General features: G+C 40.3%; 15 protein-coding genes. 6 read left to right on the forward strand and 9 right to left on the reverse strand.

Going from position 1 to position 12570, the window contains the following annotated elements; translation table 11 throughout:
- Position 1 precedes the first annotated feature (1 nt).
- The 3 genes from JOC95_RS06525 to JOC95_RS06535 all read right to left on the reverse strand — a co-directional run bounded on the left by JOC95_RS06525 (position 2) and on the right by JOC95_RS06535 (position 5379).
- On the reverse strand, positions 2-2269 hold the full coding sequence (locus JOC95_RS06525) for a DEAD/DEAH box helicase (RefSeq protein WP_338083067.1): 2268 nt from the start codon (positions 2267-2269) through the stop codon (positions 2-4).
- Positions 2270-2621: 352 nt separating this feature from the next.
- Complete coding sequence (locus tag JOC95_RS06530; RefSeq protein ID WP_204414547.1) at positions 2622-3257, reverse strand: hypothetical protein; 636 nt, start codon at positions 3255-3257, stop codon at positions 2622-2624.
- 13 nt (positions 3258-3270) lie between these two features.
- Complete coding sequence (locus JOC95_RS06535; protein ID WP_204414548.1) at positions 3271-5379, reverse strand: hypothetical protein; 2109 nt, start codon at positions 5377-5379, stop codon at positions 3271-3273.
- A 291-nt stretch (positions 5380-5670) separates the two neighbouring features.
- On the opposite strand from JOC95_RS06535, the gene JOC95_RS06540 reads away from it, so the two are divergent.
- Positions 5671-6633 (forward strand): cation diffusion facilitator family transporter, encoded by a 963-nt coding sequence (locus JOC95_RS06540; protein ID WP_204414549.1) that lies wholly within the window; start codon positions 5671-5673, stop codon positions 6631-6633.
- Positions 6634-6700: 67 nt separating this feature from the next.
- Here the strand turns inward: JOC95_RS06540 and JOC95_RS06545 are convergent, their stop codons facing one another.
- Both JOC95_RS06545 and JOC95_RS06550 read right to left on the reverse strand, forming a co-directional pair.
- Positions 6701-6907 carry a cold-shock protein gene (locus JOC95_RS06545; protein ID WP_204414551.1) on the reverse strand — a complete coding sequence of 69 codons (207 nt, stop codon included), beginning with the start codon at positions 6905-6907 and terminating at the stop codon, positions 6701-6703.
- A 193-nt stretch (positions 6908-7100) separates the two neighbouring features.
- A complete protein-coding gene (locus JOC95_RS06550) occupies positions 7101-9008 on the reverse strand; it encodes a putative bifunctional lysylphosphatidylglycerol flippase/synthetase (protein WP_204414553.1) in 1908 nt (635 codons plus the stop codon).
- 165 nt (positions 9009-9173) lie between these two features.
- On the opposite strand from JOC95_RS06550, the gene JOC95_RS06555 reads away from it, so the two are divergent.
- Positions 9174-9647: an Hsp20/alpha crystallin family protein gene (locus tag JOC95_RS06555; protein WP_204414555.1), complete on the forward strand. Its 474-nt coding sequence runs from the start codon at positions 9174-9176 to the stop codon at positions 9645-9647.
- Between the two features lie 40 nt (positions 9648-9687).
- Here JOC95_RS06555 and JOC95_RS06560 read toward each other — a convergent pair whose 3' ends face one another.
- On the reverse strand, positions 9688-9837 hold the full coding sequence (locus JOC95_RS06560) for a hypothetical protein (RefSeq protein WP_204414557.1): 150 nt from the start codon (positions 9835-9837) through the stop codon (positions 9688-9690).
- Positions 9838-10006: 169 nt separating this feature from the next.
- Between JOC95_RS06560 and JOC95_RS06565 the strand changes: the two genes are divergently transcribed.
- Together JOC95_RS06565 and JOC95_RS06570 are read left to right on the forward strand one after the other, a co-directional pair.
- Positions 10007-10192, forward strand: coding sequence for a hypothetical protein (locus JOC95_RS06565; RefSeq protein WP_224840179.1), 186 nt, complete (start codon positions 10007-10009; stop codon positions 10190-10192).
- Positions 10185-10433, forward strand: a complete 249-nt coding sequence (locus JOC95_RS06570) for a sporulation protein (protein ID WP_204414561.1) — start codon at positions 10185-10187, stop codon at positions 10431-10433. Before JOC95_RS06565 ends, JOC95_RS06570 begins: the two co-directional genes overlap by 8 nt.
- Before the next feature lie 104 nt (positions 10434-10537).
- Here the strand turns inward: JOC95_RS06570 and JOC95_RS06575 are convergent, their stop codons facing one another.
- Positions 10538-11149, reverse strand: coding sequence for a YppG family protein (locus tag JOC95_RS06575; RefSeq protein WP_239582721.1), 612 nt, complete (start codon positions 11147-11149; stop codon positions 10538-10540).
- A gap of 212 nt (positions 11150-11361) precedes the next feature.
- Between JOC95_RS06575 and yppF the strand changes: the two genes are divergently transcribed.
- Entirely contained in the window at positions 11362-11565 is a 204-nt protein-coding gene (gene yppF / locus JOC95_RS06580; protein ID WP_204414562.1) for a YppF family protein, read from the forward strand.
- Positions 11566-11673: 108 nt separating this feature from the next.
- Positions 11674-11838, forward strand: coding sequence for a hypothetical protein (locus tag JOC95_RS06585; protein ID WP_204414563.1), 165 nt, complete (start codon positions 11674-11676; stop codon positions 11836-11838).
- A 42-nt stretch (positions 11839-11880) separates the two neighbouring features.
- Here the strand turns inward: JOC95_RS06585 and JOC95_RS06590 are convergent, their stop codons facing one another.
- Entirely contained in the window at positions 11881-12240 is a 360-nt protein-coding gene (locus tag JOC95_RS06590; protein WP_204414564.1) for a YppE family protein, read from the reverse strand.
- Positions 12241-12284: 44 nt separating this feature from the next.
- Positions 12285-12545: a hypothetical protein gene (locus JOC95_RS06595; protein WP_204414565.1), complete on the reverse strand. Its 261-nt coding sequence runs from the start codon at positions 12543-12545 to the stop codon at positions 12285-12287.
- Positions 12546-12570 lie beyond the last annotated feature (25 nt).

Below are 12570 nucleotides of genomic sequence, written 5' to 3' on the forward strand. Positions count from 1 at the left end.
TTTATACAAGTTGCTGCAGTAGCTGTAATGATAGCTTTTTCGTATCATCCATGGAATAATCGGCGCCAATGCATGAAGGACAGCCATTCTTGCAGGGACAGTTTCCAATAAGCTCGCTCGCTCTATCAAAAAGCTCTCCTACTTTTTCATAGGCTTTCTCGCTTAGTCCGACGCCACCAGGATAGCGGTCATAGAAATAGATGACCGGCTTTTCATCATGAGTTGATTTCACCTGCGGTACAACTTGAAGATCTGCAGGTTCACACATCAGCAAAAGGGGTGCAACAGCTTTTAGGGCATGAGAAAGCCCAAGCAGGCTCTTTTCTAGTTCATCTGCACCAAGTGCTTCCGTAATTTCCTCCTCAAGGGTGATCCACGTTGCATTGGTATGGAGCTCCTCTTCTGGAAGGTGGATAGGTCCGGAACCGATATTTTCATGAGTCTCGAATTTAATCTTTTTAAATATAGTGGCCATCGCCTTTACCGATACATCTCCAAATGATACTGCTCCAGTATGGTTTTCCGTCTGTTTATCGACCTCGAGGACATCAAGGGAAACAGCCAGATTCGCATCTGTAAAATAATCGACATTCACTTCCCTGACAAAGGCCTTCTTTTCTTCCCAATCCAGCTTTTCCACCTGATACTGAATTCCTTGATGCAGATAGATGGCTTCGTCATGCAACAGTGTCATCGCACTGAAGCGATCCATCTCCCCGATCACTTTGTTCGCAGGCTCCACCGTCTGGTCAATGATGATGACATTTTCCTGGGACGCTGAGCGCAGGCTTATGTTATGGGCGGGGAATGCATCATTCATCCAGTGCCACTTCCCCCCATTTTCATGAAGCACCCTCTCCTCAGTAAGATAGTCAAGGATGTCTTCGAGCTCAACCCCGTCAAAGGTATCCCCTTTTTTAAATGGAAGTTCATAAGCCGCACATTTGATATGGTCGACTAGAATGACAAGATTGTCCGGATTGATCCTTGCAGACTCTGGACTGCTTTTAAGGAAAAATTCAGGATGCTGAATGACATACTGATCAAGGGGGCTAGAACTTGCCACCATGACGATTACAGCCTCCCCCTGTCTTCTCCCGGCGCGGCCAGCCTGCTGCCAGGCACTTGCAATGGTGCCGGGATAACCTGTCATGATACAAACCTGAAGTTGGCCGATATCCACACCGAGTTCAAGTGCATTGGTACTGACGACCCCATATATTTCCCCGTTTCTCAAACCTTTTTCAATCTCACGCCTTTGAGTCGGAAGGTATCCTCCACGGTAGCCCTGTATCGACTTTTTGCCTAACTGATTTTTCACCAGTTCCTGCAGATATGTCAGGAGGATCTCCACACGCACCCTGCTCTTGGCAAAAACAATCGTCTGGATCTTTTCCTGCAGGAATTCGCTTGCAAGCTTCCTTACTTCAAGTGTTGCACTTCTACGGATATTGAGCGGTTTGTTGACGATGGGCGGGTTATAAAAAACGATATGTTTTTTACTGGAAGGCGCCCCGTTATTATTGATCAGCTCGAAGTTTTCCCCTGTAAGCTCCTCTGCCAGCTCCCTTGGGTTGGCTATGGTAGCCGAAGTACAAATGAATGTAGGGTTGCTTCCATAGAACTTACATATCCGCTTTAACCTACGGATGACATTTGCCACATGACTCCCGAAAACACCACGATACGTATGCAATTCATCTATGACGATATACTCCAGGTTTTCGAATAAGGATACCCATTTCGTATGATGCGGAAGAATGGCAGAGTGAAGCATATCCGGATTTGTGATTACAACATGGCCAGCCTTTCTGACTTTCTGCCGGATAGCCGGGGCCGTATCCCCATCATAGGTATAACTGTTGATCGGCACACCCATTTCCGTGATGATTTCATTTAGCTCGCTCTTCTGATCCTGTGCAAGTGCTTTCGTCGGAAAAAGATAAAGGGCCCTGCTTTCCTTATTTGCAATAATCTTTTGGAGAACTGGAAGGTTGTAGCAGAGCGTCTTCCCGGAAGCCGTCGGCGTGACGGCTACAAAATGCTTTTTATGTATAGCCGCTTCAAAGGCAGCCGCTTGATGGGTGTACAGGCTTGTTATCCCTCTGCTGGTTAATGCATTGCGCAGCCTGTCATCTATTTTTTCTGGAAATGTCACCGATTGCGCTTCCTTTGGGGGGACCGTTTCCCAATGAACGATATTCCTCGCGATCGATTCCTCCGTTTTCATCCAATCTATCACTTCATGAATTGATTTTCTCCACATGATTCCTTCACCTCGTTATCTACATTCTATTTTAGCGAATAGGCGTTCGCTTCGTAAAGGGGGAGTGAACTGGATAATAAAGGATTTCCATTAGAGATGGTCTATGAGGTTTGCAATCTCTGTCTTTGCTATATAGATAAAATGTAAACTTCAAAGTTAGCCCGTTGATTTCCGCTCCGAACACTTGCTTTCCGCGGGGACGGATGGGAGCCTCCTCGGCTTCGCCTGTGGGGTCTCCCATGCCCTCTAAGTTCCCGCAGGAGTCAAGTGTCCTCCGCTACAATCAACTCAGTTTTTTAACATTATTTTCTCTACAAAAGACAAAATCTAGCAACAATTTTAAAAACAGATCCTTCTAGTAAGAGTCGAAAACTGTATTTAAACCTTTTAAAAAACTATAAATTTTAGTAAATCCCTTTTCATCGGATATGACTTTCCAGTTTATCTCCATCTGGATTGCGGGTATCCCGCACTTTTTTGAGATGTCGGCGGCTATGCAGTTGGGATTGAGGGCAAAAAAGTTTTCATCTGTAGCAATTTTTTCAATTCCGTTTTCCCTGGCAGTCCCATTGATCTCATTGATTATCCACCATTGTCCCTGGATATTGGCTCCGTTTCCTGTTGCCATTTCAATATCATAGTGGTTTGAAGGTTTCATTATATGTAAATCAATTAAACATTGGATTTTACTGACTTTGATAAAGTCAATCAGTTCCTGCCGATAGAAACTTTCCGGGTCATAGTTTGCATCATCAAACAGATTTCTTGTTTTGACGATGGCTGGATATCTAGCGTAGCTGTTCAATAGTTTGGCCAGTACTCCAGTATATGTCTCGGATTTCTTGTACCTTCCGTTTCTGATCTGGCTTACAGCGTGGGCTGCAGAGAACATTACCTCATGATCTCCTTTGAGGAAAATATGTGGATCGCCTTCTAGAAACTCTTCTTTTGTAAATTTATCGCTGATAGCTTTTATGACATTCAGTTCCATGATTATACTCTTCTCACCTTTTATTTAGTAACGTAAAAAACAGCACTAGTAGTGCAAAACAGGAAATAATGACAGTGCCCAACTCAAGGTGTATCGGATTTGTCTTGAAGATGCCCATCGTAAACAGTGAAGAGATTGCAATGATCGGAAAGACTAGGAAGGACAGAAAATTAAAGTGATATGACACCCTGGATTGCTGATAGCCATCTAGTGCAGACAATTTTTCTGCAACTTCTTGATAAATGGCTTCGCTATCAAAAATTACCCTCCATTTGTTATAAAATTTGGTTACGACATTATGGTCGGAAATATGACTTAATTTAACTTGGGTGATGAATTCGATGAAATCTCTCCTGATAGCATTTGTTTTCAGCTTTTGCTTTAACATGCTTCCCCTCACCAACTTATCGGAAAATTGCCTGATGGCATCTCTTTGCTGGATTGAAAATAAGAAAACAAAAAATTTTTCCTCCATGAAATTCTGTGCGAGCTTCTCCAGGCCACTTTTACTCAGTGCAGGATTATCCACCAAATACTGTACGCCGCAGCTTCTAGAAAAGCCATAGAATACAAAATCCCCCCTGCTTAAATATTTCTCGTTGATTTCACTTTTCAATTCCTCTTTATCCTTGATGTATGTATTTTTATTTGCGCTGCAAGTCTTTAATATCAAATTCTCTTTTAAAGAATGCTGAAACGATTCACTTTCCAACTCAATGGATTCATAGACTATGCCTCTTCTCGTGGCATCTATTTTCAAATCCTTGTTATCCTTTATAAAATAACGGAATATATAATCTACATTTCGGCAAATGATTTCGTCGTTTCTCAATATATACTTTAAGGGGACAATTTCTTCCGGGATAAAATCTGAATCAAGTATGATGAAGCCCACACCATACTGGAAAATCCGGATGCTCACCTGGACCTCTCTCGAATCATGCTGTGTCGCTTCGCCATTTTGAGAAGTCAATATCTTAAAATCCTTTTGTTGTAATGAAATGAAGTATTTTCCCCCAGACTTAAAATGCTCACTATGTATTTGTTTGTTTGATAATCCGATATTGTTGAAAAAGTAGTCATTAAACTGTGGTAAGAACGTGTCCCTGAATTTATGATGAATCATACTTTCATCAATTTTCAAGAATAGATTATCGATGTAAGCGGAAATTTTATTATATCTCTTGTAATCAAAATGAAAGGGGATCACATATTTTGCCCTTTGCCTTTTTACCCATGGATCTGTGACATTTTTAAGATGTGATAAAATCCCTGTCAGAGTTTGTGATGAACTTTCGGCATATAAATACTCTCCAGTCTCCATCCACTCCTTTTCTAACTCATAATGATCCAAAATTCTCTTTAAGTTTTTCAGGTTTATTTTCTTGTCCAATTTTACTATTTTACATACTTTTTCATTTTCGATTTTCAATTCTTGTATCAATAGGGAAAATCCATCCCTTTGCAACCAATAATGATAGAAATGCGCATGCGGATTGTTTCTGCTTACTTTCCCCCGAATTTCCCTTACAGTCCCATCCTCAAAAGAGACAAGGAAATTATCAGATGTTTTGCCTTGATGATTGCTCTCTTCTCTCACATAGAACTGAAAATCCTTCATTAGAAAGTCAGATTCTTCATAAAGAATCGTTTCTACTCCCTCTAAATAAATCCTCTCCAGTAAATTGCTGAATTTTTCCGGTCCCCTTTGATGGCATTTTTCAAAAAAGGATATCAATAAAGTGAATTTTTCCAATGCAGTAAAGGTTGGATTTACTTTCTTGCCCGCCTCCCATAGTACTCTTAAATTGGAAATGGAAGATTCCCAGCGGACTTTTCTGATGATTTCTGACATCTGTAAATAGAAACTGAATGGTGGAAGCGTTTCATCTAACAAAGCTTTTTTTATGATATAAACGGGAAGGATTACATCTAGTGATAGATCAGAATGTAAAATGATCTCTTTCTTCCCTTTTAAAAGATCACTAAAAAAAATAGCCGGCACGGAATAAATATCCTTCAAAGTATAGGTACTATTTTCTGTCACGATGGTTAATTCGTCATTAAAATGATCATGGAGATCAATCTGTATTTGATCCGGAAAGACGACTTGGTTCCTCACGTTGGTTACTCTTATCTCAAAAGGTAAAATAGTTTTCAACTACATTCCCCTTTTCCATTTATTTAATTCTGATCAGGCGATCATCTTCTTTCATTATATTCTATCGAAAGAACAGTTTGTAATATTTATATTTTTCATAACTTGTAGAGTCTTACAAACTAACTCTTACCAAAATATTCCCTTCTACTATATAATGAATGAATATCAGGAATATTGGATGGAGGGATTAAGTTACATATTTTTTGGGGTATATGCAAAAGAATAAAATAGGTCATATGTGAGGGTGATGATATGAGTTTTTTTCAACTATTAAAAAAAGGTAATAAATCCTCGGGGATTGCAGCTCTTGCAAATACGGTGCTGGCAATCATCAAGGGGGTTGCTGCAATTTATAGCGGAAGTGGGACAATGCTTGCGACCACATTCCATTCCTTGGCAGATGCCACCAACCAAGGATTCGTCTTTTTAGGGAGTGCTTTGGCAGAAAAGGCCCCTACCAAAAGGTTTCCAACCGGTTTTGGACGCGTTGTTAACCTGTTTGTATTGATCGCAGTCATCGTAATCTCGATTATGGCGTATGAAACGATCATCAAAGGATGGGAGCTGATTGTTCATCCTAAGGAATCCACAAATATCATTTTGAACAGTGTCATTTTGATTATAGCGGTAATCATCGATGGACTCGTATTGATTAAAGCGGCAAAAGAAATTGCTAAAGAGACGAGAACCGAATCAAGTGGCGGGGGAGTATTGATTAGTGCCTTTAAAAACGTCCGCCTTGCTTCCCCTCCGACGAGGCTTGTCTTCTATGAGGATATTATCGCAACTTTCGGGGCTGCCTTAGCACTGGTGACAATTGTGATTGCACACTTCACCGGTCTTTATGTCCTTGATGGCGTTGGAACGATTCTTATTGGGGTATTATTGATCGGTATCGCCCTGAAAATAGGGTATGAAAATACAATTGGCCTGATTGGTGTTTCAGCACCGAAAGAAGTAGAAACAAGGATTGTCGACATGATTCTTTCAGATAAGGATGTAGTTGACATCAAGAACCTCAGGATACTTCAGGAAGGCCGGAAATATCATGTGGAAAGCTATATCGAACTTCGCGAAGGCTTCTCACTTGCAGATGCAGATGATATTAAATTCCGGGTAAGGGATCTGCTTTATACAGATCCGGATATAGGGGATGTCGTTCTTGGGATTTTGGAAAGTGATGGAGTCATCACCTGGGACAAGGGAAAGATTTAACTGCACATAATCAAGACAAAAATAACCATGCCTCCTATAGGGCATGGTTATTTTTGCTCTGCAATATTTACATTTTCTGATTTTGACTATAATTATTGATTACTGCCAATACTTTAGTGGATTCTTTCATCCCGCTCTTACACAAAGGACAAGAAGGTGTTTCACTGCTTTTGAAGTTGTCTCTCATCCAACCTTTACAGTCTTCCGATTCACATACCCAAATCTTTGTTTCGTCTGTCACGATTTCCTCTACTTCTCTTCTTCCAAACGCCATAGTGCCACTCTCCTATCTTTTGAGGTGGGGCAAACTACATCCACACTAATATACTTTTAGTATTCCAAAATACGAGGAAAAAATAATATTATTTTAAAAAATGTTTTAAAAAAGATGATGCCATGCTACAAGCCCTCATCGGTATACAATCTCTTCCAATATTCATTGTAACATATTTCAAAAGAAAAGACATCTATCTTACCACCTTTTTAGTGGTTCGGACAAGTTGTTTTATCAAAAATTTCGCTTCCAATTGTGGCAATTGCTGTGAAATGAAAAAAATATGCTTTTCTTCACGCAAGGCATAATACCCCATCTCTCTCAGGTCAGCAGCTGAAAGATTTTGAAACCCCATAAGTATCAGAGAATACCCATATCGATCCGCTTCCTTTTCCATTTCAGATAAGGCCAGTATGTCGAGCTTGCTTGTATGGTCAACCAAAATGAGTGATTCCTTCCACTTTTGGTAATACACCTTCGCTGAATCAATGGAAAAGAAGTATAGAGGCTTTTCCGGAAACAACAACTTCCGATCTTGCCCTTCCCTTTCTGTCACTTTTTTGAATAACAGATTGGATTTATTTTTCCTTTTAATGAAGAGACCGAAATATAAAAGAACCAATGCAATAGCTGCACCTACTGCCATATCCTGAATCAGCGCCTGAGGATGGAGGGCAAACAGATCCTGCAATCTGCCTGGCACCATTTTCCTCAGGTAAGCTATCTGAAGAGAACCAACCAGTACATACAAGAGAGAAATGCAAAATAATATGAACCCATCAATAAAAACTTTTGTTATGTTATATTGACTCACATGACGGTAGAACTCACGCTTGGATCCATACAGAAGAAAGAGTGCACCCAGGAGAAGGACCACTTCCCACATATGAAAGCCTTTAGAGAAACTGACAAACATTCCTATAATTAAAACAAAAAAGGTAAAATAATAGGCCCTTCTGACCTTATCTTCTATCGCTCTGGATAGCACCAATAGAATGATGCCGATTGCGATGGAGAATTGCTGGGAAATCTGCAGCATCTCCATGGATAAAAACTGATCTGCAAGCTTCACCCTTTGAATGAATGCCGGAACCACTGGGAAAAGCAGTAGCAAGACACCAACCACTAGCACCCACACTGATAATATGCGATGACATAAGGATGAAAAAGCTTCCTTGTTCGGAATGATGCTTCTCCAAATCTTTTCTTTATAGAGGAAATGCCCTAACAGCAAAGTGCTGATCAAAAAGGGTATCACATAATATACAAGCCGGTATAAAAATAAAAGTGCCAATGCTTTTTCTTCTGAATTCCCGAAACTGGCCATACCAACCAGAATGATAAAATCAAAGGCCCCCACCCCACCTGGCACTGTGCTCAATACCCCGGAGATGGCTGCCATAAAAAAGAGCAGTATTACTATATGAGCAGGCATATGGACATTTAAGGCAAGTGAAATCTGAAAAAAGAGAAATGCGGCAAGTCCCCATTCAAGGAGTGATATGGTCACTAACGTAAGTTGTGTATGATTTGATACTCTTTTTGTATAGTATCCGGCAGCCACAATAAAAATGCCGTATCCACACATAATTAGCAATGGCAGTTTTATAATTGGATAATTATGCAGGACGATAGGTGAATACCATTCATTCACCAGCACCATCCAAGCAAAAATGGATAAGCCAACCAACATATAGGGTAAAAGGATGGTAACCGATTTAAGGAAAAAGGAAATATTCGCAGATTGCCTTCTGTAATACAAAGTTCGAAGTCCGACCCCGGCAAAACCGCCAAATCCCCAAAAATTCGCATATGCGTTTGCAGAAAAACCTTGTACAAACACTTTCCATTTAGGAACGTGGACATTCAACCTCCTAATCAGATAAACATCATAAAGAATCATGGTTGCAACTGCAAATACACCGAGCAGAAGGAGCCAGAGGAACCAAGGCAGGCCGATTTCCTGTATTTTCTGAATAACAAGTGAGATATTCACCGATTTTATTTGTTTTTTTCCTTCTATGTAAATCAAGATAAGTATCGTTAACGGAAAAACGACCTTTAAAACTCTCAAGAAATATGTATTTTTCAAAAGCTGCATACGTTATCTTCCTTCGACTTAAGGATGTTATTTCAAACGTAACATAGTTTGTATTCGCTTACCAAGAGTTTTTTCCAATCTCCTCCCCACTCTTTATTAATTGTGGAACCTTGCCGACCCATTTCTACATATAGATAATTAACATGACTTGAAAGGAGCTTCATGATGAAAGACAAGAATTCTGACTTAACTCCAAAAAAAGGCACGCGTCCGCCCCAAACCGATATTCTTCAATCGATCGATTCCTTTTTTAGCAGTTCTCCCATTAAAGGGCTCTTGCGGCAGATGGATGATTTCTTCGGGCAATCCTTCGCTAACGCTACTTTTCCGGTAGAAACAACAGAATCGGAACAGGAGTTTCTCATTCTTTGCAGACTGGCAGGAGTAAAAAAAGAACAGATTACCATTGAAAGCTTCGACAGGTACATTACGATCAGTGTCGATCATAAAGAGATCCTGGAAACCACCGATGAAGGAACTCAAATGTATTCCAAAAGCTTTTCTTCCAACCGATCTAGCCGCAGCATCCCCGTTCCGTCTTATGTCAAAATCAGTGCACTGCAGGCAAATTACCGGGATGGGCTTCTTCAGATCCGCTTTCCCAAAAAGTCAAAGCGGCAGATCAGAATCGAGGACTGAATAAAAAAACGACGCCACATATGTATGGCGTCGTCTTTGTTTAGTTTTTATGCGATTTTGATCCGTACTTCGCATTTTCCTCAGGGGTGGGATCCTGTTGGATGCTGGATATTTCCTTTGAGGCTTCTATGTTTTGTTTATTGTTGGGGTATTTATTTTTTCGCTCCCGGTTATCGTTGCGATTTGTCATGTGAATTCCTCCTATATTGATTTTTGTAAAACTGATGCTATCGGTTATTGTCCCTCAAATCTGAGCTCTTACTTCTGGAAACTTCATCATTTTTTACATAATGTTGATGAATCCCTCCTTCACATACTTTTCTTCTCCTTACAAAACATAAGGCAAGGAGGTGTTCAGCGTGGAAAAATACAAAAAGATCTATGCCAGTCCGTCTACGTCTCCGTCCCTTGTCATAAAGACAAATTTGGACGAAAAAGAGAAAGTGGAAAATCCCTATTACAGCTCCTCCCTTAATCATCAGGAAGAGGAAAAACTCGATAATTTCTTCTTCGACGGGAAAGCAAAGGGCGATTATCATGAATAAGCCTTTAGCCTACTTGCAGGAGGTTCTCTCCTCTTATGGGGAAGACAGGAAGATGGCCAATAGCATCATCCTTAAGATGCATGAGACGAGATACATGAGTACTGCTTCCTTTATCAAGGAGTTGAACGAAGAGCAGATTCAGTTTCTCAATCACTCTCTTCCAGATGAAATGAATCATGCACTGGAGTCCGAGGATTTTCCCCGTCTTCAGCAATTGAATGAGGTTTATGAGTTATTGTAGTAGAGAGAACTTGTCCTGCATAATAAACGAAAAAAAAGAGAGATTTTTATTTTCAGTAGTGCTTTATTTCTATAAAAAAGGATGCCACTCTCCCGGCATCCTTTTTAAGCCTTGAACGTGGCTGCAATTCCTTTTACCATATTATTTAATTGGTTGACCGTATTCATCATCTGACCCGCTGTATCCATCATTTTCTTCATGTCTACATTCCCATCCTGCCCTTTGAACTGGTTCATGAAGGATTGAACCTGTGAGGATTGAGGTTTATTGTTCTGATTTTGCGTAGGATATGGATTCATGAATGGCGTTTGCGGGAACATGTTCATTCCCTGCGGCATGGCACCCTGTACGGGGAACATGGACATGCCTGGTACACCATTGGATTGCATTCCACTTTGGAAACCGGTTTGAGGCATTATTCCATTTTGCCCCATCATTCCATTTTGCTGAAACGGGAATCCCTGAAACCCCGGCATCCCTTGGAAATTCTGGTTCTGGACTCCCTGGTTGGAAAACATATTCATTCCATTCTGATTGAATACCTCCTGGTTCCAGCCTTCCATCCCTCCGTTAAACGGGAATCCGCCTGACATACCTGGAAAGCTGCCACTATTCATAAAAGGTATCATATTCTGCATAAAAGGCAGTTGATTCAGTAAAGACATATTCCTGTTATATGATAAATGTCTAGGTCTTCCGTACATTCTCCTAAACATTCAGATCCCTCCTCTTTGCTCACTCTATCCATAACATATGAATGACATCTGGGAAACGTGCCTATCTTTCATTGTCGTTTAACCTCCCTCATCCTATTGGGAATTTTTATATTTTATGTCCCATTTTGTCGGAAGTTTCATTTTTTCAAAAACAAGAAAAATTCAAATCCCATGCTACTATAAAAGTAACTTCAAAGTGGGGGGATGTTTTGGTGGTACTAGAAGAACTTCATCACAAATTTGTTACTTGTAAAAGCTATGAACCAATGGAAGAAAATGAGTTAATGGATTTTGCCAGGCAGCTTTATTTACGTGAAGAATTATCGATTGTACAGTTTCGATGCCTTATCAAAGAGCTAGAGAAAAAGGGTGCAGTTCCGCCAAAAACCTTCGAAGATATTTTAGAATTAACTTGATATGATTCAATGACAGGAGATTCCACATCAGGATCTCCTTTTTTAATTTCCTATGTAATGAACCTGAAAAATTGAGGAACAATAAGGAGGATAAAGGAGGAATGAACGATGAGCCGTGGAAAACACTTTCAGCACAAGAAAAAAGGCCATGAACCTACAATAGGATCTGCCCCTGCAGAAAAAAAGGTCTTTGAAAAGGCGGAATTCGCAATAGAGCCTTCTGCCAAAAACGGAAACCGTCCTGTCACCATTCAAAAAGAGAAAGAACGATAAAAAGACAGTGCCTGTCCCACAAGGGTCAGGCACTTGTTTTCATTATTTTTTTGACAGGATATCATTCAATACATATCGGATCGATTGGATCATGCCTTTAAACCTTTTCTCACGAGTATCAGGGTAAAAACATTGGACCGTTACATGATTGACATTTTCCACCGTGCTGACAATTTGTTGTGAATGGATATATTTTGGAGCTGCGATCCTTAACCACTCCACCGTTTCCTTTTCCCATACCACAAGGAGATTGTGCACTTGGTCCGCAAAGGGTTTGACCTCATTGAAAAAATCTGGTTCCTCTTTGTTTTCCTGGGTGTGAATGAACCTTTTTTCGATTTCCTCTATATAATCCAATAGCTTTTGCGTCATTTCCATTATATCGCTGTTAGTGCTTTTCATCTTCTCACCTCTAGCAATACATAGTACCACAAAAATGGGATTTTCTACACAGAAACAGGATATGCACGTTGATTGTATGGGATGTTAGGCTTCGCTTCGAGCTTTAAATTTTTCTGTTCCTTCATGACCTTTTCCACTTCATCCAATGTATAATGCAACCGTTTAATCTGATCCTTCATGACCTCTTCCATCTCTTCACGTTCGATCTTCATGGAATTGGCCATGGTTTGCTCGAGCACATCCATTTGCAGCATCATATCATCAAACAACTTAGAGACATCATAGCGTGATACAACATTGGACATAATAATCCCCTCCATACTTTATTAT

Source organism: Sutcliffiella tianshenii (assembly GCF_016908565.1).
Classification (GTDB): Bacteria; Bacillota; Bacilli; order Bacillales; family Bacillaceae_I; genus Sutcliffiella_A; species Sutcliffiella_A tianshenii.

What these genes read in the sequence shown, in the direction of transcription:
- JOC95_RS06530 (WP_204414547.1), bottom strand. Translation starts at nt 3,257, where the DNA reads ATGGAACTGAATGTCATAAAAGCTATCAGCGATAAATTTACAAAAGAA.
- JOC95_RS06540 (WP_204414549.1), top strand. Translation starts at nt 5,671, where the DNA reads ATGAGTTTTTTTCAACTATTAAAAAAAGGTAATAAATCCTCGGGGATT.
- JOC95_RS06545 (WP_204414551.1), bottom strand. Translation starts at nt 6,907, where the DNA reads ATGGCGTTTGGAAGAAGAGAAGTAGAGGAAATCGTGACAGACGAAACA.
- JOC95_RS06550 (WP_204414553.1), bottom strand. Translation starts at nt 9,008, where the DNA reads ATGCAGCTTTTGAAAAATACATATTTCTTGAGAGTTTTAAAGGTCGTT.
- JOC95_RS06555 (WP_204414555.1), top strand. Translation starts at nt 9,174, where the DNA reads ATGAAAGACAAGAATTCTGACTTAACTCCAAAAAAAGGCACGCGTCCG.
- JOC95_RS06560 (WP_204414557.1), bottom strand. Translation starts at nt 9,837, where the DNA reads ATGACAAATCGCAACGATAACCGGGAGCGAAAAAATAAATACCCCAAC.
- JOC95_RS06570 (WP_204414561.1), top strand. Translation starts at nt 10,185, where the DNA reads ATGAATAAGCCTTTAGCCTACTTGCAGGAGGTTCTCTCCTCTTATGGG.
- JOC95_RS06575 (WP_239582721.1), bottom strand. Translation starts at nt 11,149, where the DNA reads ATGTTTAGGAGAATGTACGGAAGACCTAGACATTTATCATATAACAGG.
- JOC95_RS06585 (WP_204414563.1), top strand. Translation starts at nt 11,674, where the DNA reads ATGAGCCGTGGAAAACACTTTCAGCACAAGAAAAAAGGCCATGAACCT.
- JOC95_RS06590 (WP_204414564.1), bottom strand. Translation starts at nt 12,240, where the DNA reads ATGAAAAGCACTAACAGCGATATAATGGAAATGACGCAAAAGCTATTG.
- JOC95_RS06595 (WP_204414565.1), bottom strand. Translation starts at nt 12,545, where the DNA reads ATGTCCAATGTTGTATCACGCTATGATGTCTCTAAGTTGTTTGATGAT.